This window comes from Streptomyces venezuelae, assembly GCF_008642375.1.
Lineage (GTDB): Bacteria > Actinomycetota > Actinomycetes > Streptomycetales > Streptomycetaceae > Streptomyces > Streptomyces venezuelae_G.
In genome coordinates this window covers 2,474,970-2,491,352 of sequence record NZ_CP029194.1, presented here as the reverse complement: position 1 = coordinate 2,491,352, position 16,383 = coordinate 2,474,970, and the positions used below count along the sequence as shown (strand labels likewise).

Genomic DNA, 16,383 nt, shown 5'->3' with positions numbered 1-16,383 from the left:
CCCTCGGTTCCTCGCGTCAACGCGGCCCCGGCATCCTGGTCGACAGGGTGTCGGGGCCGCGTGCCGTCGCTCGACGGAGCGTCCATTGCCGCAGGTGGCCGCGGGTCGGGATGCTGTCCGGGTGAGAGCGATAGCCAGGAACACCCTGTCCCGACGGTCCCTCCTGCGCGGCATCGGCGGTGTCGGAGCGGTCGCGGCGCTCGCCGGGTGTGGCGTCCCCGCCGCCTTCGTCGACGAGCGGGACCGGGCCGGCCGCGACCTGTCCGCGCGCGACCGGACGCTCGACTTCGCCAACTGGCCGCTCTACATCGACACCGATGACGACGACACGTCCAAGCGCCCGACGCTGAACGCCTTCCGCGCGCGCACCGGGATCTCCGTCCGCTACACGGAGGAGATCAACGACAACGACGAGTTCTTCGGCAAGATCGGCCCGTCCCTGATGAACCACCAGGAGACCGGCCGCGACCTGATCGTCGTCAGCGACTGGATGGCCGCCCGCTTCGTCCGCCTCGGCTGGGTCCAGGAGATGGACCGCGCCGCCCAGCCCCACGTCACGAAGCACCTCAACCCGCAGCTGCTCACCCCCGCCTTCGACGCGGGCCGGCTGCACAGCGTGCCCTGGCAGTCCGGGATCACCGGCATCGCGTACAACCGCAGGAAGCTCGGCCGCGAACTCCGTTCCACCAAGGAGCTGTGGGCCGACGACCTGCGCGGCAAGGTCACACTGCTGTCCGGGCTCGACGAGTCCATGTCCCTGCTCCTCCAGGGCAACGGCGTCGACGTGACCCGGTGGACGCGCGACGACTTCCACGCCCTGTGCGAGCAGGTCGAGGGCCTCGTGCGGAAGAAGCACATCCGCCGCTTCACCGGCAACGACTACATCAAGGACCTGTCCACCGGGGACGTGCTCGCCTGTCAGGCCTACTCCGGCGACGTCATCCAGCTCCAGGCCGACAACCCGGACATCGAGTTCGTCGTCCCCGAGGAGGGCGGCGAGCTCTGGGCCGAGTCCCTCCTGATCCCCAACAAGGCCCGGCACAAGGCCAACGCCGAGAAGCTGGTCGACTACTACTACGAGCCCGAGGTCGCCGCCGAACTGGCCGCCTGGGTCAACTACGTCTGCCCGGTGCCGGCCGCGCAGGACGTCCTCGCGGACTCCGGCGACGAGGAGCTGGTCGCCCTCGCCGAGGACCCGCTGATCTTCCCGGACGCCGAGATGCGGAGCCGGCTCGCCATAGCCCGCGACATCCGCGCCGACGAGCGCCAGGAGTTCGCGAAGAGGTGGAACGCGATCGTCGGGCTGTGAGGAGGACCGACCCCCGTTTTTGAACGCGTTCATGTCGGGCGTAGGCTGCCGTCATGAGCGACACGAACGGGCCGAGAGCCCTTCTCACGCGCATCCGCGTCTGGCTGGTCGTCTTCGTCGTCTGTCTGGTGCTGAGCGGGGTCACGGCCTTCCCGCTCGTCACCGAACTCCGGCTCCTGGACTCCTCGCTGGACGGCTGGGCGGCGCCGGTGGCCGATCTCTTCCCGGGACTCGCCGAGTGGATCGAGCGAGTGCGGGGCGGTCTCGACACCGCCGACGCACAGGCGCCGTACCTGCTCTACGGCACCGACTGGCTGGCCTTCGCACACCTCGTCATCGCGGTCGCCTTCTACGGCGTGTACCGCGACCCCGTCCGCAACATCTGGGTCGTCGAGTTCGGGATGATCGCCTGCGTCGGCATCATCCCGCTCGCCCTGATCTGCGGGCCGATCCGGGGCATCCCCTTCTGGTGGTCGGTCATCGACATGTCGTTCGGCGTCATCGGCATCCTGCCGCTGCTCCACGTGCGTCGGATGATCAAGCGCCTGGAGGCCGTGACGACGGCCCCCGCCAGGACCGTCGTGCCGAGTGCGCCGTGATCAGTCCGGGAGGCCGTACGCGGCCATCATGACCTTCAGCGCCGTCCTGTTCATGTCCTGACCCTTGGCGTCGGTGGAGTTGACGCTGTAGACGAGGGTGCGCTCGCCGTTCCGGGTCGAGGCGATCGCCGCGTTGTAGCCCCAGCGGCCGCCCGTCTTGCCCCACACCTCACGCCCGCCGAGCCGCTTCATCGCCAGGCCGGAGGAGAAGGCGGCCGGGGCGCCCGACTTCACGTCCGGGACCTCGGGCAGCGTGAACATCTCCTCCAGGAGCGGTCCGCGCACCACCCGGCCCGCGAACAGGGCCCGGGTGAAACGCTCCAGGTCGGCGGTGGTCGACACGAGGTCGCCGGCCGCCCAGCCGTCCGTCGTCCCCCACACGGTGACGTCCCGCAGCCCGGTCGTCCCGTCGTCGAGCCGCATCGTCTGGTAGCCGTGGTTGTGGGGACCGGCGATCCTCGGGTCCGTGCCGGGGAAGTAGGTGTCACGGAGACGGAGCGGGCGCAGGATCCGCCGCTCCACCTGCCGCTCGTAGGTGTCGCCCGTGACCCGCTCCACGATCAGGCCGGCGATCGTGTACCCGATGTTGAGGTAGTGCTGCTTCTCGCCCGGCCGGAACTCGCGCGGCTTCGCCGTCGCCGAGCGGACCATCTCCTCCGGGGTGTGGATCCGGAAGCGGTTCTCGTACCACTCCTCGACGGTCTCCCCCTGGAAGTCCGGGGCCGGGATGCCGTGCGTGTGGTTCAGGAGCTGACGCACGGTCACCGTCGCGTACCGGCCGGGGATCAGCTTCGGGAGGTACGAGCGGGCCGACCGGTCCAGGTCGATCCGGCCCTCGGCGGCGAGCTGGAGGACGGTCGCCGCCGTGAAGACCTTCGTCACCGAACCGGCCCGGAAGCGGGCCGCCGGGTCCGCCGGGGAGCCGCTCTCCAGGTCGTGGACGCCCGAACTCCCCTGCCAGGAACCCTCCGTGCCGCCGACCCGGACCAGCGCGGCCGTCGCGTCGGCGCGGGGGAGACCGGCGATCGCGGCCGGCATCGCCGCCTCCAGGGACGGGGACGGGGCCGAGGCGGTGGCCGTGGGCGGGGTCGTGGCCGCGGCCGGGACGATCGCCGGCCCCGCCGCCACCCCCAGGACCAGGGCGGCGGCGAGCAGCGTGCGGGTGGTGTTTCTCATGGTCAACTCCCGTGGTGTGAGCCGTTGTTCTTGATGGCTCCATCCTGCTGACCAGGGAGGATCCGCGGATCGCCCGTACCGGCGGTCTCGTGGGGGAAGGTTTCTCGCCGACGCGGGGGAGTGCCGGGCTACCGGCCTCCCCCGGGCGGGGGAGTGCCCGCCGCGACCAGGCCCGTCTCGTACGCGCAGATCACCGCCTGGATCCGGTCGCGCAGCCCCAGCTTGGCCAGCACGTTCCCCACATGGGTCTTCACCGTGTGGTCGCTCACCACCAGCTCCGCCGCGATCTCCGCGTTCGACAGCCCGCGCGCGAGCAGCAGCAGCGTCTCCCGCTCGCGGCCGGTCAGCACGTCGAGCCGGGGGTCCGGGGCCGTCCTGCGGGGGCCGCCCGCCGTGTACTGCTCCACGAGGCGCCGGGCCACGGACGGGGCGAGCAGCGACTCGCCCGCCGCCACGACCCGGACCGCGTGCACCAGGTCGTCCCTGCGCACGTCCTTGAGGAGGAAGCCGCTCGCCCCCGCGTGCAGCGCCTCGTACACGTACGCGTCGGTGTCGAAGGTCGTCAGGATCACCGTCCGGCAGCGGGACTCCGCACCGATCGTCCGGCAGGCCTCGATGCCGTCCGTCCTGGGCATCCGGATGTCGAGCAGCGCCACGTCCGGCGCGAGCCGGCGCACCGCCTCGACGGCCTCCGTCCCGTCCCCGGCCTCCGCGACCACCTCGATGTCCGGCTGCGCGTCCAGGATCATCGCGAAACCGCTGCGGACCAGCTCCTGGTCGTCGGCGACCACCACACGGATCGTCATCTCCCCGCCTCCGCCGTGGAGGGTACGGACCCGGCGGGTACGGACCCGGCGGGTACGGGCAGCCGGACCCGGACCTCGAAGCCCCGGCCGCCGGGCCCCGGGCCCATCGCCGCCGTGCCGCCGTGCGCGGCCGCCCGCTCCCGGATGCCGACGAGGCCGTGGCCGGTCGGTCCTGCCTGCGGGCCGCGCCCGTCGTCCGTGACCGTCACGCGCAACACCCCTTCCTCATGCGTCAGCCGGACGTCGACCGTGCGGGCGCGCGCGTGCTTGACCACATTGGTCAGGGCCTCCTGGACGATCCGGTAGGCGCTCGCGCCGGTCGCCGCGGGAAGGGCCCGCACCCCGCCCTCGGTGGTGTAGGTGACGGTCGGACCGCCGCTGATCCGGACCCGCTCGACCAGCTCGGGAATGCCCGCGAGGCCGGGCTGCGGCTCGCGCGGGGCTGCCCCGCTCTCCGAGCCCTCGCGCAGCACCCCCAGCATCTGCCGCAGTTGGGCCATCGCGTCGCGGCCCGTCGCCGAGATCGCGTCGAAGGCCGCCTCGGCGCGCTCCGGGGCCGTCCGCACCGCCACCGGTCCCGCCTCCGCCTGCACGACCATCAGACTGACCGCGTGCGACAGGATGTCGTGCATCTCCCGGGCGATCCGGGACCGTTCGCGGGACGCGGCCCGCTCGGCCTCGATCCGGTGCTCCCGCTGCCGGGCGTCCTGGAGCCTGCCGAAGACGTACGCGGCGCCGAACACGAAGAGGGAGAAGGTCAGTTCCCGCGCCGAGCGGGTGTTGAGCCCGACCGAGGCGGGCACCGCGACCACGAGCAGGGCCGCCGTCGCCAGCCGCTTCCACGGCGGCGACAGCACGGCGATCGTGTAGACGCTGACGAGCCCGGTGTACGGCAGCGGCTGCCCCGGCCCCTCCATCGCGAGCTTGTAGAGCGTGCTCGCCGCCAGGATCGCGAGCAGGACGGCGAGCGGTGCGCGCCGCCGCCAGACCAGCGGCAGCACGGTGAGCGACGTCAGGCCGTACGCGGGCCAGGTCGCCGGCTCCAGCTCGGGCCCGCGCGGCACCACGAACGGCATCGTCATCGCCGCCTGCACGAGCAGCGCGATGCCGATGTCCACCGCCCACGGATTCGCCGCGCCCCAGCTCCGCGTCCGCTCCCAGCGGCTCCGCACGGCTCTGGGTATGTCGCCGCGCGTGGCGCCCGGATCGTCCCCCCGTACGTCCATTACGGCTTGCGGCCCACCGCGCCGAACTGCGCGACCACGGCAGCCTGTTCGGAGCGCCAGCGCGCGCAGGACACGACGCCCGGATCCAGCACGTCGAGCCCGTCGAGGAAGGAGGTGAAATCGGCCCGGCTGCGGGCGGTGATCGGCGGGGTCGCGTTCTCGTTCCAGAACGCCATCGCGGCCTTGTTGCCCTCGCCGCCGAGCTCCGGCTCCAGCGTCGGATGGGTCAGGACCAGGTAGCTGCCCGAGGGGAGGGCGTCCATCAGGGTCTTCACGATCGCCCGGGCCTCGCCGGTGTCCAGGACGAAGTTGAGGATGCCCAGCATCAGCACCGCGACCGGACGGGAGAAGTCGAGCGTCGTGCCGGCGGCCGCCAGGATCGTCTCCGGATCCCGCGCGTCCGCGTCCACGTACTCGGTGACCCCCTCCGGCGCGCTCGTCAGGAGCGCGCGGGCGTGGGTGAGGACGATCGGGTCGTTGTCGACGTAGACGATCCGGGAATCGGCGGACACCCGCTGCGCCACCTCGTGGGTGTTGTCGGCGGTCGGCAGGCCCGTACCGATGTCCAGGAACTGGCGCACGCCCGCGTCGGCGGCCAGATGGGTCACCGCCCGGCCGAGGAACGCCCGGTCGGCGCGGGCCACTTCGCCGATGCTCGGGTAGAAGGCGGTGACCTGGTCGCCGACGGCGCGGTCCACCGGGTAGTTGTCCTTGCCGCCCAGCCAGTAGTTCCACACCCGGGCGTTGTGGGCGATGTCGGTGCGGATCCGGTCGTTCATGCGCGAGCCTTTCGCAGGGCGGCGGCCAGTGCGTCGACCCGGTTCGTGGTGACCGCGTCGACCCCGTTGAAGATCAGCTTACGCATGGTCCGGGTGGTGTCCGCGGTCCAGGCCGAAACGAGCAGTCCGTCCCGGTGCACCCGCTCGGTGAGCTCCCGACTCACCAGTCCGAAGCGGTAGTTGAGCCATCTCGGCCGCACCGCGTCGAGCAGCACCGGCCGGGGCGGGGCGAGCGTGGTCCACGTCAGGGCGATCTCGGCGGCCGGGTCGGCGGCCCGCACCTGGAGCATGGCGACGGCCCCGGCGCAGTAGTACACGCGCTCCCCGGCGCCGCACTCCCGGACCGTGCCGACGATCCTGCGGACCGAGTCCTCGTTCCCGCCGGGCAGGTCCAGCATCAGCCGGTGCTCCCCCGCGGTGAGGAGTGCCTCGCGCAGGGTCGGCACACCGTCGTACGTCAGCTCGCGCAGCTGCTCGTACGAGAGGCCGGACAGGGGACGGTCGTGGCCCCAGAGCCGCTTGAGCGTGTCGTCGTGGAGGAGGACGGGCACGCCGTCCTTCGTGAGCCGGACGTCGACCTCGACCGCGTCCGCCCCCCGCTCGATCGCCGAGGAGATCGAGGGGAGCGTGTTCTCTCGGACGCGGTACGGGTCGCCGCGGTGACCAACGGCAGTGACAGGGCGCATGGCCCCATTCTCGCCGTCGTCAGCGAGCGAGCCAGCCGTCCGTGTACGTGTCGATCTCGGCGGCGATCCTGGCCTTGCCGGCCGCGTCGAGGAAGGAGGCCTCCACCGCGTTCTTCGCGAGGGCGGCGACCCCGCGTTCGTCGAGGCCGAGGAGCCGGGCGGCGACCGCGTACTCGTTGTTGAGGTCCGTGCCGAACATCGGCGGGTCGTCGCTGTTGACCGTGACGAGGACGCCGGCGTCCACCATCTGCCGGATCGGATGCTCGTCGAGCGTGGCGACGGCCCGCGTGGCGATGTTGGAGGTCGGGCAGACCTCCAGGGCGATGCGGTGCTCGGCCAGGTGGGCGAGGAGCGCCGGGTCCTGGACCGAGCTGGTGCCGTGGCCGATGCGCTCGGCGCCCAGGTCGTTGATCGCGTCCCAGACCGTCTCCGGGCCGGTCGTCTCGCCCGCGTGCGGGACGGAGTGCAGACCGGCGGCGCGCGCCAGGTCGAAGTACGGCTTGAACTGCGGGCGCGGGACCCCGATCTCGGGGCCGCCGAGGCCGAAGGAGACCAGACCCTCGGGGCGGATCCCGTCGGTCGTGGCGAGCCGTGCGGTCTCCTCGGCGGAGACGAGGCCGGCCTCGCCGGGGATGTCGAAGCACCAGCGCAGGATCGTGCCGAACTCGGCCTCGGCCGCCTTGCGGGCGTCCTCGATCGCGGCCATGAAGGCGCGCTCGTCGATCCCGCGGCGGGTGGAGGAGTACGGGGTGATGGTGAGCTCGGCGTAGCGGATGTTCTGCCGGGCCATGTCCCGGGCGACCTCGAAGGTCAGCAGCCGGACGTCCTCGGGGGTGCGGACGAGGTCGACGACGGACAGGTAGACGTCGATGAAGTGCGCGAAGTCCGTGAACGTGAAGTAGTCGGCGAGGGCTTCGGGGTCCGTGGGGACCTTGGAGTCCGGGTGGCGGGCGGCGAGCTCGGCGACGATCCGGGGCGAGGCGGATCCGACGTGGTGGACGTGCAGCTCGGCCTTGGGGAGTCCGGCGATGAAGGGATGGAGGTCGGTCATCGGATCATCGTAGGCCGGGCGGTTCCCTCCCAGGGGTGAGGTCGTAGCATGGCGTGACCACAATGGGGGAGGCCCATGTCTGACAATCGAGAACAGCCGCGGGGCGGGTACGACCCGGCGGACCCGTGGGCTCCGCCGAACCGCGACGGCGTGGAGCTGAGCAAGCCCGTGTCGCCGTCGACCCCGCCGGTGCACGACCAGATGACGGTCACGTCCATGCCGGCGGTGAACGACGTCCCGCCGCCACCGGTCGCCCCCGGCGGCCCCGCGGCCACGCCCGGCTACGGCTACCCGGCGGCCACCCCGCCTGCCGGCGCCTACGGGTACCCGTCCGCCGCGAGCACGCCGGCCGCCGCGCCGGTCCCGCCGGCCGGGGCGGGGTACTCCGCGTACCCCTCCTACGGCGCGGGCTACGGCAGCCAGCCGCCCGGCTGGCAGCAGCCGGCCAACGGCATGGGCATCGCCTCGATGGTGCTCGGCATCATCGCGGTCGCCGGCTTCTGCATGTACGGCCTCGGCGTCGTCCTCGGCATCCTGGCGCTGATCTTCGGCATCATCGGCATGAAGAAGGCCGGCCGGGGCGAGGCGACCAACCGGGGCATGGCGCTCGCGGGCGTCATCCTCGGCTCCATCGGCATCGTGGTGAGCGGCGTCTTCCTGGGCTTCGTCATCTGGGCGATCGCCGAGGGCGGCTCGGCCTCCTCGGACGGGGACCCGTACAACAGCCTGGTGGTCGAGAGCACCCGCTAGCCGCACCGGCACGTGACGGGGCCCCGCACCTCACGAGGTGCGGGGCCCCACGTGCTCTCAGCCGCTCCGCAGCCGGTCCCGGGCCTCCATCAGGGCGAAGCCCAGGAGGTTCAGGCCGCGCCAGCGGGCCGGGTCGTGAGCGCCGGGGGCGTCGGCCGCCAGGCCGATGCCCCAGACCCGGTCCACCGGGCTCGCCTCCACGAGAACGCGGGTGCCCGTGCCGAGGAGGTACGCCCGCAGGGCCTCGTCCGAGGAGAACTTGTGGACGCTGCCCTCGACGACGATGCCGAGGCGCTCCCGCGCCCACACCGTCTCGTCGAAGCCCCGCACCAGCCGGCCGGCCTTCTTCGCCTCCGCCGGGGTGCCGGCGGCCAGCGCCGCGCGCTCGGCCCCGGCGTCGCCGAAGAGGCGCGCCTTGGACGCCATCATCCAGTGCTCGGCGGTCGCGTACCGCACGCCGTCGACCACGAAGGGTGCGGGCCACCACTGGCTCAGGCAACTCGCCGAGAGCCGCCCGTCGGGGTGCGGGCGGTGGCCCCAGAAATGCAGCCATTTGACGCGCTCACCGTCGTTGACCTGCTGCGTCAGCTCCTCGATCTTGTTCATGCACGCGAGTCTGGCATCCGCCACGGACACTCCGTACGGAGATTTTCCGGCCACCTCGACACATGGTCGACCGATTCCGTTGCGTAACCAAAAGGCAACAACGGAATCACTTGTTGGGGTGGCAACCGCATGTCAGGATCGGCACTCAATTCGAGCTGGGACAACGGAGAGCGTCATGGGCAACCGCTTCCAGGTGACGGACCGCTTCGCGGACGGCGCACAGTACATCGGCGGACGGCTCCGGGCCGGAACCTCCGACCGAGAACACACGATCATCAACCCCGCGACCGGCGAGGACGTCTACACCTACCGCCTCGCCTCCGTCGCCGACGTCGACGAGGCCGTCGCCGCCGCCAAGGCCGCCTTCCCCGGCTGGTCGGGCGCCACCCCGGGCGAGCGCTCCGACGCCCTCCACCGCTTCGCCGGGGTCCTCGCCGACTGGGCCGAGGACATCGCACGGGTCGAGTCGCTCCAGGCGGGCAAGCCGCTCCGGCTCACCACCGAGTTCGACGTACCGGGCACCATCGACAACACCGCCTTCTTCGCCGGCGCCGCCCGCCACCTCCAGGGCCAGGCGGCCGCCGAGTACAGCGGTGACCACACCTCGTACATCCGCCGCGAGGCGATCGGCGTCATCGGCTCCATCGCCCCCTGGAACTACCCGCTCCAGATGGCTGCCTGGAAGATCCTCCCGGCGATCGCCGCCGGCAACACGATCGTCCTGAAGCCCGCCGAGATCACCCCGCTGACCTCGCTGATGTTCGCGCAGGCCGCGACCGAGGCCGGCATCCCCGACGGCGTCATCAACATCGTCAGCGGCTCCGGGCGGGTCGTCGGCGAGCACCTCGTCGGCCACCCCGACGTCGTCATGACCTCCTTCACCGGCTCCACCCCGGTCGGCAAGCGCGTCGCCGAGGTCGCCACCGCGACCGTGAAGCGGCTCCACCTCGAACTCGGCGGCAAGGCCCCCTTCGTCGTCTTCGACGACGCCGACCTGGAGGCCGCCGCCAACGGCGCCGTCGCCGCCTCCCTCATCAACACCGGCCAGGACTGCACCGCCGCCACGCGCGCCTACGTCCAGCGCCCCCTCTTCGACGCCTTCGTCGCCCGCGTCGCCGAACTGATGGAGTCCGTCCGCGTCGGCGACCCCTTCGAGGCCACCACCGACCTCGGCCCGCTGGTCAGCCACGCCCAGCGCGACAGCGTCGCCGGCTTCGTCGAGCGCGCCCGCGGCTACGCCACCGTCGTCGCCGGCGGCGAAGCACCGGGGGGTGACCTCAAGGACGGCGCGTACTATCGTCCGACTCTGATCATCGGCGCCGCGCAGGACAGCGAGGTCGTGCAGTCGGAGATCTTCGGACCGGTCCTGGTGGCCCTGCCCTTCGACAGCGACGACGAGGGCATCCGGCTCGCCAACGACACCCCGTACGGCCTCGCCGCCTCCGCCTGGAGCCGTGACGTCTACCGGGCGAACCGCGCCACGCGGGAGCTCCGGGCGGGCTGCGTCTGGGTCAACGACCACATCCCGATCATCAGCGAGATGCCGCACGGCGGCACCAAGGCATCGGGATACGGAAAGGACATGTCGGTGTACTCCTTCGAGGAGTACACGCAGGTCAAGCACGTGATGTTCGACAACACGGCGGTCGCCGCGAAGGACTGGCACCGCACGATCTTCGGGGACCGATAGCAGATCCGCCGCCCGACCAGCGGCCCACCCCTCCCGAAAGGGCACAGCGCATGGAGCAGTACGAGCCCGAAAGCCTGTCCGCCGCGCAGCTGGCGGCTATGCGGCGCAGCATGACGAGCGGCCGCGGCGCACTCAGCCGCCGTTCGATGCTGCGCGCGGGCGGCGTAGGCGCGCTCACGGTCGGCGGTCTCGCCGGCCTGAGCGCCTGTGGCATCCCGCCGGCCAAGCGGGAGGGACAAGGTCCCGCCTCCACCGACGTCTCGGCCAAGGAGAAGAGCCTCGCCTTCTCCAACTGGACCGAGTACATGGACATCAGCGAGGACGAGAAGTCGCGTCCCACGCTCGAGGCGTTCACGAAACGCACCGGGATCAAGGTCAAGTACACCGAGGACATCAACGACAACGTCGAGTTCTTCGGCAAGATCAAGCCGCAGCTCGCGGCCGGCCAGGACACCGGCCGCGACCTGATCTGCGTCACCGACTGGCTCGCCGCCCGGATGATCCGGCTGGGCTGGGCGCAGAAGCTCGACCCCTCGAACCTGCCCAACGCCTACGCGAACCTCTCCGCCCAGTTCCGGCGCCCCGACTGGGACCCGGGCCGCGCCTATTCGTACCCGTGGACGGGCATCTCCACCGTCATCGCGTACAACTCCAAGGCGACCGGCGGCAAGAAGGTCGACTCGGTCACCCAGCTCCTCGACGACCCCTCCCTCAAGGGCCGGGTCGGCTTCCTCACCGAGATGCGCGACACCGTCGGCATGACCCTCCTCGACATGGGCAAGGACCCGGGGAAGTTCACCGACGCCGAGTACGACGAGGCGATAGGCCGGCTCCAGAAGGGCGTCGACAAGAAGCAGATACGTCGCTTCACGGGCAACGACTACACCTCCGACCTGGACAAGGGCGACCTGGCGGCCTGCCTCGCCTGGGCCGGTGACGTCATCCAGCTCCAGGCGGACAACCCGGACATCAAGTTCGCCATCCCGTCCGCCGGATACATCACCTCCAGCGACAACCTGCTCGTCCCCGCCCAGGCCAGGCACAAGACCAACGCCGAGAAGCTCATCGACTACTACTACGAGCTTCCCGTCGCCGCACAGCTCGCCGCGTACATCAACTACGTCTGCCCCGTCGACGGAGTGAAGGACGAGCTCGCCAAGATCGACCCCGAGCTCGCGAGCAACACGCTGATCCTCCCGGACAAGGCCATGGCCAAGAAGTCGCGCGCCTTCCGCTCGCTCACCAGCGCGGAGGAGACGGCGTACGAGGAGAAGTTCGCCAAGCTCATCGGCGCCTGAGCCCGACGTCGTCCACCTCTCTCACTCCCTGGGACAGCAACCCATGACTGACAAGACTGCTCACACCGGAAAGAACACTGGCGGCGGCGACGTCCGTCTCACCGGGATCAGCAAGGCGTACGGCTCCTTCACCGCCGTCCACCCGCTCGACCTCACCGTCCCGCAGGGCTCCTTCTTCGCCCTGCTCGGCGCGTCCGGCTGCGGAAAGACCACCACGCTGCGCATGATCGCCGGCCTGGAGGACCCCAGCACCGGCACCATCTTCCTCGGCGACAAGGACGTCACGGACCTCCCGCCCTACAAGCGGCCGGTCAACACCGTCTTCCAGTCCTACGCGCTCTTCCCGCACATGGACATCTCCGAGAACATCGCCTTCGGTCTGCGCCGGCGCGGCATCAAGTCCGTGAAGAAGCAGGTCGACGACATGCTGGAGCTCGTCCAGCTCGGCGACAAGGCCCGCCACAAGCCGCACCAGCTCTCCGGCGGCCAGCAGCAGCGCGTCGCCGTGGCCCGCGCGCTCATCAACCACCCGCAGGTCCTGCTCCTCGACGAGCCGCTCGGCGCGCTCGACCTCAAGCTGCGCCGCCAGATGCAGCTGGAGCTCAAGCGGATCCAGACCGAGGTCGGCATCACCTTCGTCCACGTCACCCACGACCAGGAGGAGGCCATGACCATGGCCGACCAGGTCGCGGTGATGAACGGCGGCCGAGTCGAACAGCTCGGCGCCCCCGCCGACCTGTACGAGAACCCGCAGACCACCTTCGTCGCCAACTTCCTCGGTACCTCGAACCTCATCGAGGCCGAGGTCGTCGAGACCGGTTCCGACGTCGTGGTCACGGCCGGCGGCGGCAAGCTCCGGGTGCCCGGCGACCGCTGTACCTCCGCCGTCCGCCAGGGCGGCAAGGTGCTCGTCGGCGTCCGTCCCGAGAAGATCTCGCTCGCGCACGCCGACGACGCGGGCTCGATAGCCGACGGCCGCAACCGCGTCACCGGCCGGATCGCCGACTCCTCCTTCATCGGCGTCTCCACGCAGTACGTGGTGAACAGCCCGGCGGGCGCGGAGCTCCAGGTCTACGAGCAGAACATCGAGCGGGACACGCGCCTCGTGCCCGGCGCCGAGGTCGTCCTGCACTGGAACCCGGCGCACACCTTCGGGCTCGACGCCGCCCAGGACATCGACGCGGGTGTGGAGACGGTGGAGGACGCCGGATGAGCACTCCCACTCTCACGAAGGAGGCGCCGCAGCCGGTCGCGGAACCGGTGCTGCGCAAGCCCTCCGCCCGCAAGCGGCTCGTCCCGTACTGGCTGCTGCTGCCCGGCATCATCTGGCTGCTCGTCTTCTTCGCGCTGCCGCTGGTCTACCAGGCGTCGACCTCGGTCCAGACCGGCTCCCTCGAGCAGGGCTTCCAGGTCACCTGGCACTTCCAGACGTACTGGGACGCCTTCACCGAGTACTGGCCGCAGTTCGTCCGCTCCCTGCTGTACGCCGGGACCGCGACCCTGCTCTGCCTGCTGCTCGGCTACCCGCTGGCGTACCTGATCGCCTTCAAGGCCGGCCGCTGGCGCAACCTGCTCCTGGTCCTCGTCATCGCCCCGTTCTTCACCAGCTTCCTCATCCGGACGCTCGCGTGGAAGACGATCCTGGCGGACGACAGCCTGGTCGTCGACGTGCTGAACGCGCTGCACGTCCTCGACGTGACCAGCTGGCTCGGCTGGACCGAGGGCGAGCGCGTGCTCGCCACGCCGATGGCGGTGGTCTGCGGTCTCACGTACAACTTCCTGCCGTTCATGATCCTGCCCCTCTACACCTCCCTGGAGCGGATCGACGGCCGGCTGCACGAGGCCGCGCAGGACCTCTACGCCACCCCGGCGACGACCTTCCGCAAGGTGACCTTCCCGCTGTCGATGCCCGGCGTCGTCTCCGGCACCCTGCTCACCTTCATCCCGGCGAGCGGTGACTACGTCAACGCCGAACTGCTCGGCTCGACCGACACCAAGATGGTCGGCAACGTCATCCAGTCGCAGTTCCTGCGGGTCCTCGACTACCCGACGGCCGCCGCGCTCTCCTTCATCCTCATGGCGATCGTGCTGGTCATGGTCACCGTCTACATCCGCCGAGCGGGCACGGAGGACCTGGTCTGATGCGTTGGCTCCGGAAGAACCTCGTCGTCATCGCGGGCCTGCTCACGCTCGCGTACATGATCCTGCCGAACATCGTCGTGATGGTGTTCTCGTTCAACAAGCCGAACGGCCGCTTCAACTACTCCTGGCAGCGCTTCTCGCTGGACGCCTGGAAGGACCCCTGCGGCGTCGCCGACATGTGCGAGTCGCTCTCCCTCTCGCTCCAGCTGGCCGCCTGGTCCACCGTCGGCGCCCTCGTCCTCGGCACGATGATCGCCTTCGCGCTCGTCCGCTACCGCTTCCGGGCGCGCGGCGCGATCAACTCGCTCATCTTCCTGCCGATGGCGATGCCCGAGGTCGTCATGGCCGCCTCGCTGCTCACGCTCTTCCTCAACATGGGGATCGAGCTGGGCTTCTGGACGGTCCTGATCGCCCACATCATGTTCTGCCTGTCGTTCGTCGTCACGGCGGTCAAGGCCCGGGTCATGTCCATGGACCCGCGCCTGGAGGAAGCCGCGCGCGACCTCTACGCGGGCCCCGTGCAGACCTTCCTGCGCGTGACCCTGCCGATCGCCGCGCCCGGCATCGCCGCCGGCGCGCTGCTCGCCTTCGCGCTGTCGTTCGACGACTTCATCATCACCAACTTCAACGCGGGCTCCACCGTCACCTTCCCCATGTTCGTCTGGGGCTCGGCGCAGCGTGGAACCCCCGTTCAGATCAACGTCATCGGCACCGCGATGTTCGTCCTCGCGGTACTGATGGTGGTGGCCGGGCAAATCATCACGAACCGGCGCAAGAAAACAGCAACAGCCTGAGCGAAACGCAGCTCAGGCACCGAAGGAGTTGGAAACCATGGCCCCAGCTGCCATGCGTCTCGCTGCACAATCTCTCTCCGACGCCCAGCCCGTCCCCTTCTGGCTGGAAGACCCCGGCAAGCCCGGAGCCCTGCCCGCCCTCACCGGCACCGAGAAGTGCGATCTCCTCGTCGTCGGCGGCGGCTACAGCGGACTGTGGACCGCGCTCCTCGCCAAGGAGCGCGAACCCTCCAGGGATGTCGTACTGATCGAAGGCCGCGAGGTGGGCTGGGCCGCCTCGGGCCGCAACGGAGGCTTCTGCGCCGCCTCCCTCACCCACGGCTTCGGCAACGGCCTCGCCCGCTGGCCGGGCGAGCTGCCCAGGCTGGAGGAGCTCGGCGAGCGCAACCTCGACGGCATCGAGGCGGCGGTCGCCCGCTACTCCCTGGACTGCGACTTCGAGCGCACCGGCGAGATCGACGTCGCCACCGAGCCCTACCAGGTCGACGAACTCCACGAGATGTACGAGGAGATCGACCGGCTCGGCCTCGCGGACGGCCTCGAACTCCTCGACCGGGACGCCGTCCGGGCCGAGGTCGACTCGCCGACCTTCCTCGGCGGCCTCTGGGACCGCCGCGGCGTCGCCATGCTCAACCCGGCCAAGCTGGCCTGGGGCCTGAAGCGGGCCTGCCTCGACCTGGGCGTCCGGATCTTCGAGAACACCCCCGGCCTGGAGCTGGTCTCCGTCGGCGCGGGCATGGGCGTGCGCACACCGTACGGCCGGGTCCTCGCCCGCCGGGTCGCGCTCGGCACGAACGTCTTCCCGTCGCTGGTCAAGCGGCTCCGGCACTACACCGTCCCCGTGTACGACTACGCCCTCATGACCGAGCCGCTCAGCCCCGAGCAGCTCGCCTCCGTCGGCTGGAAGAACCGGCAGGGCCTCGGCGACTCGGCCAACCAGTTCCACTACTTCCGGATCACGGCCGACAACCGCATCCTGTGGGGCGGCTACGACGCGATCTACCCCTTCGGGGGGAAGCTCGACGCCGAGATGGACCACCGCCCGGAGACCTACCTCAAGCTGGCCGAGCACTTCTTCCGCTGCTTCCCGCAGCTGGAAGGCCTGCGCTTCAGCCACGCCTGGGGCGGTGCGATCGACACCTGCTCGCGCTTCTCGGCCTTCTTCGGTACGGCGTACAAGGGCAAGGTCGCGTACGCGGCCGGGTTCACCGGCCTCGGTGTCGGCGCGACCCGCTTCGGCGGGGACGTCATGCTCGACCTGCTCGCGGGCGAGCGCACCGAGCGCACCGAGCTGGACATGGTCCGCTCGAAGCCGCTGCCCTTCCCGCCGGAGCCGGTCGCCTGGGCCGGCATCGGCATCACCAAGTGGGCGATGGCCCGCGCCGACGAGAACGGCGGCCGGCGCAACCTGTGGCTGAAGACGATGGACCGGCTGGGACTGGGCTTCGACAGCTAGGGGGTGTCCGGAAAG

15 protein-coding genes and 1 pseudogene are annotated in these 16,383 nt (G+C 70.7%); 9 read left to right on the top strand and 7 right to left on the bottom strand.

Annotated features, from left to right (window positions below; translation table 11 throughout):
* Nucleotides 1-145: 145 nt before the first annotated feature.
* Both DEJ46_RS10940 and DEJ46_RS10935 read left to right on the top strand, forming a co-directional pair.
* The gene (locus tag DEJ46_RS10940; RefSeq protein WP_150274311.1) at nt 146-1,309 is read left to right on the top strand and encodes a PotD/PotF family extracellular solute-binding protein; all 1,164 of its coding nucleotides are present in this window, start codon (nt 146-148) and stop codon (nt 1,307-1,309) included.
* Nucleotides 1,310-1,362: 53 nt separating this feature from the next.
* Nucleotides 1,363-1,908 carry a hypothetical protein gene (locus tag DEJ46_RS10935; protein ID WP_150265626.1) on the top strand — a complete coding sequence of 182 codons (546 nt, stop codon included), beginning with the start codon at nt 1,363-1,365 and terminating at the stop codon, nt 1,906-1,908.
* Here the strand turns inward: DEJ46_RS10935 and DEJ46_RS10930 are convergent, their stop codons facing one another.
* The 6 genes and pseudogenes from DEJ46_RS10930 to DEJ46_RS10905 form a co-directional block, all read right to left on the bottom strand.
* On the bottom strand, nt 1,909-3,084 hold the full coding sequence (locus tag DEJ46_RS10930) for a serine hydrolase domain-containing protein (protein WP_150265624.1): 1,176 nt from the start codon (nt 3,082-3,084) through the stop codon (nt 1,909-1,911).
* 131 nt (nt 3,085-3,215) lie between these two features.
* A pseudogene (locus DEJ46_RS10925) lies at nt 3,216-3,890 on the bottom strand (response regulator); the annotation flags it as partial.
* Nucleotides 3,887-5,116 (bottom strand): sensor histidine kinase, encoded by a 1,230-nt coding sequence (locus DEJ46_RS10920; protein WP_150265621.1) that lies wholly within the window; start codon nt 5,114-5,116, stop codon nt 3,887-3,889. The pseudogene DEJ46_RS10925 and the gene DEJ46_RS10920, both read right to left, overlap by 4 nt.
* Nucleotides 5,116-5,895, bottom strand: coding sequence for an SAM-dependent methyltransferase (locus DEJ46_RS10915; protein WP_150265619.1), 780 nt, complete (start codon nt 5,893-5,895; stop codon nt 5,116-5,118). Before DEJ46_RS10915 ends, DEJ46_RS10920 begins: the two co-directional genes overlap by 1 nt.
* The gene (locus tag DEJ46_RS10910) at nt 5,892-6,581 is read right to left on the bottom strand and encodes a glycerophosphodiester phosphodiesterase (RefSeq protein WP_150265618.1); all 690 of its coding nucleotides are present in this window, start codon (nt 6,579-6,581) and stop codon (nt 5,892-5,894) included. Before DEJ46_RS10910 ends, DEJ46_RS10915 begins: the two co-directional genes overlap by 4 nt.
* Nucleotides 6,582-6,600: 19 nt before the next feature.
* Nucleotides 6,601-7,632, bottom strand: a complete 1,032-nt coding sequence (locus tag DEJ46_RS10905) for an adenosine deaminase (protein WP_150265616.1) — start codon at nt 7,630-7,632, stop codon at nt 6,601-6,603.
* A 75-nt stretch (nt 7,633-7,707) separates the two neighbouring features.
* On the opposite strand from DEJ46_RS10905, the gene DEJ46_RS10900 reads away from it, so the two are divergent.
* Nucleotides 7,708-8,382, top strand: coding sequence for a DUF4190 domain-containing protein (locus DEJ46_RS10900; RefSeq protein WP_150265614.1), 675 nt, complete (start codon nt 7,708-7,710; stop codon nt 8,380-8,382).
* 57 nt (nt 8,383-8,439) lie between these two features.
* On the opposite strand, the gene DEJ46_RS10895 is transcribed toward DEJ46_RS10900, so the two are convergent.
* Nucleotides 8,440-8,988, bottom strand: coding sequence for an NADAR family protein (locus DEJ46_RS10895; protein ID WP_190622570.1), 549 nt, complete (start codon nt 8,986-8,988; stop codon nt 8,440-8,442).
* 175 nt (nt 8,989-9,163) lie between these two features.
* On the opposite strand from DEJ46_RS10895, the gene DEJ46_RS10890 reads away from it, so the two are divergent.
* Genes DEJ46_RS10890 through DEJ46_RS10865 form a run of 6 tightly spaced genes read left to right on the top strand, consistent with a single transcriptional unit; the run spans nt 9,164 to nt 16,368 of the window.
* A complete protein-coding gene (locus DEJ46_RS10890) occupies nt 9,164-10,678 on the top strand; it encodes a gamma-aminobutyraldehyde dehydrogenase (protein ID WP_150265610.1) in 1,515 nt (504 codons plus the stop codon).
* Nucleotides 10,679-10,728: 50 nt separating this feature from the next.
* On the top strand, nt 10,729-11,976 hold the full coding sequence (locus DEJ46_RS10885) for a PotD/PotF family extracellular solute-binding protein (protein WP_150265607.1): 1,248 nt from the start codon (nt 10,729-10,731) through the stop codon (nt 11,974-11,976).
* 43 nt (nt 11,977-12,019) lie between these two features.
* Entirely contained in the window at nt 12,020-13,189 is a 1,170-nt protein-coding gene (locus DEJ46_RS10880; protein ID WP_150265606.1) for an ABC transporter ATP-binding protein, read from the top strand.
* Nucleotides 13,186-14,118, top strand: a complete 933-nt coding sequence (locus tag DEJ46_RS10875) for an ABC transporter permease (RefSeq protein ID WP_150265604.1) — start codon at nt 13,186-13,188, stop codon at nt 14,116-14,118. The genes DEJ46_RS10880 and DEJ46_RS10875 overlap by 4 nt, the downstream gene beginning before the upstream one ends.
* The gene (locus DEJ46_RS10870) at nt 14,118-14,912 is read left to right on the top strand and encodes an ABC transporter permease (RefSeq protein ID WP_150265602.1); all 795 of its coding nucleotides are present in this window, start codon (nt 14,118-14,120) and stop codon (nt 14,910-14,912) included. The genes DEJ46_RS10875 and DEJ46_RS10870 overlap by 1 nt, the downstream gene beginning before the upstream one ends.
* A gap of 37 nt (nt 14,913-14,949) precedes the next feature.
* Nucleotides 14,950-16,368 carry an NAD(P)/FAD-dependent oxidoreductase gene (locus DEJ46_RS10865; RefSeq protein WP_150265600.1) on the top strand — a complete coding sequence of 473 codons (1,419 nt, stop codon included), beginning with the start codon at nt 14,950-14,952 and terminating at the stop codon, nt 16,366-16,368.
* Nucleotides 16,369-16,383: the final 15 nt, after the last annotated feature.

Bases quoted from the DNA above. Each gene is read 5' to 3' on its own strand.
- DEJ46_RS10935 (WP_150265626.1), top strand. From the start codon at position 1,363: ATGAGCGACACGAACGGGCCGAGAGCCCTTCTCACGCGCATCCGCGTC.
- DEJ46_RS10930 (WP_150265624.1), bottom strand. From the start codon at position 3,084: ATGAGAAACACCACCCGCACGCTGCTCGCCGCCGCCCTGGTCCTGGGG.
- DEJ46_RS10920 (WP_150265621.1), bottom strand. From the start codon at position 5,116: ATGGACGTACGGGGGGACGATCCGGGCGCCACGCGCGGCGACATACCC.
- DEJ46_RS10915 (WP_150265619.1), bottom strand. From the start codon at position 5,895: ATGAACGACCGGATCCGCACCGACATCGCCCACAACGCCCGGGTGTGG.
- DEJ46_RS10910 (WP_150265618.1), bottom strand. From the start codon at position 6,581: ATGCGCCCTGTCACTGCCGTTGGTCACCGCGGCGACCCGTACCGCGTC.
- DEJ46_RS10905 (WP_150265616.1), bottom strand. From the start codon at position 7,632: ATGACCGACCTCCATCCCTTCATCGCCGGACTCCCCAAGGCCGAGCTG.
- DEJ46_RS10900 (WP_150265614.1), top strand. From the start codon at position 7,708: ATGTCTGACAATCGAGAACAGCCGCGGGGCGGGTACGACCCGGCGGAC.
- DEJ46_RS10895 (WP_190622570.1), bottom strand. From the start codon at position 8,988: ATGAACAAGATCGAGGAGCTGACGCAGCAGGTCAACGACGGTGAGCGC.
- DEJ46_RS10890 (WP_150265610.1), top strand. From the start codon at position 9,164: ATGGGCAACCGCTTCCAGGTGACGGACCGCTTCGCGGACGGCGCACAG.
- DEJ46_RS10885 (WP_150265607.1), top strand. From the start codon at position 10,729: ATGGAGCAGTACGAGCCCGAAAGCCTGTCCGCCGCGCAGCTGGCGGCT.
- DEJ46_RS10880 (WP_150265606.1), top strand. From the start codon at position 12,020: ATGACTGACAAGACTGCTCACACCGGAAAGAACACTGGCGGCGGCGAC.
- DEJ46_RS10875 (WP_150265604.1), top strand. From the start codon at position 13,186: ATGAGCACTCCCACTCTCACGAAGGAGGCGCCGCAGCCGGTCGCGGAA.
- DEJ46_RS10870 (WP_150265602.1), top strand. From the start codon at position 14,118: ATGCGTTGGCTCCGGAAGAACCTCGTCGTCATCGCGGGCCTGCTCACG.
- DEJ46_RS10865 (WP_150265600.1), top strand. From the start codon at position 14,950: ATGGCCCCAGCTGCCATGCGTCTCGCTGCACAATCTCTCTCCGACGCC.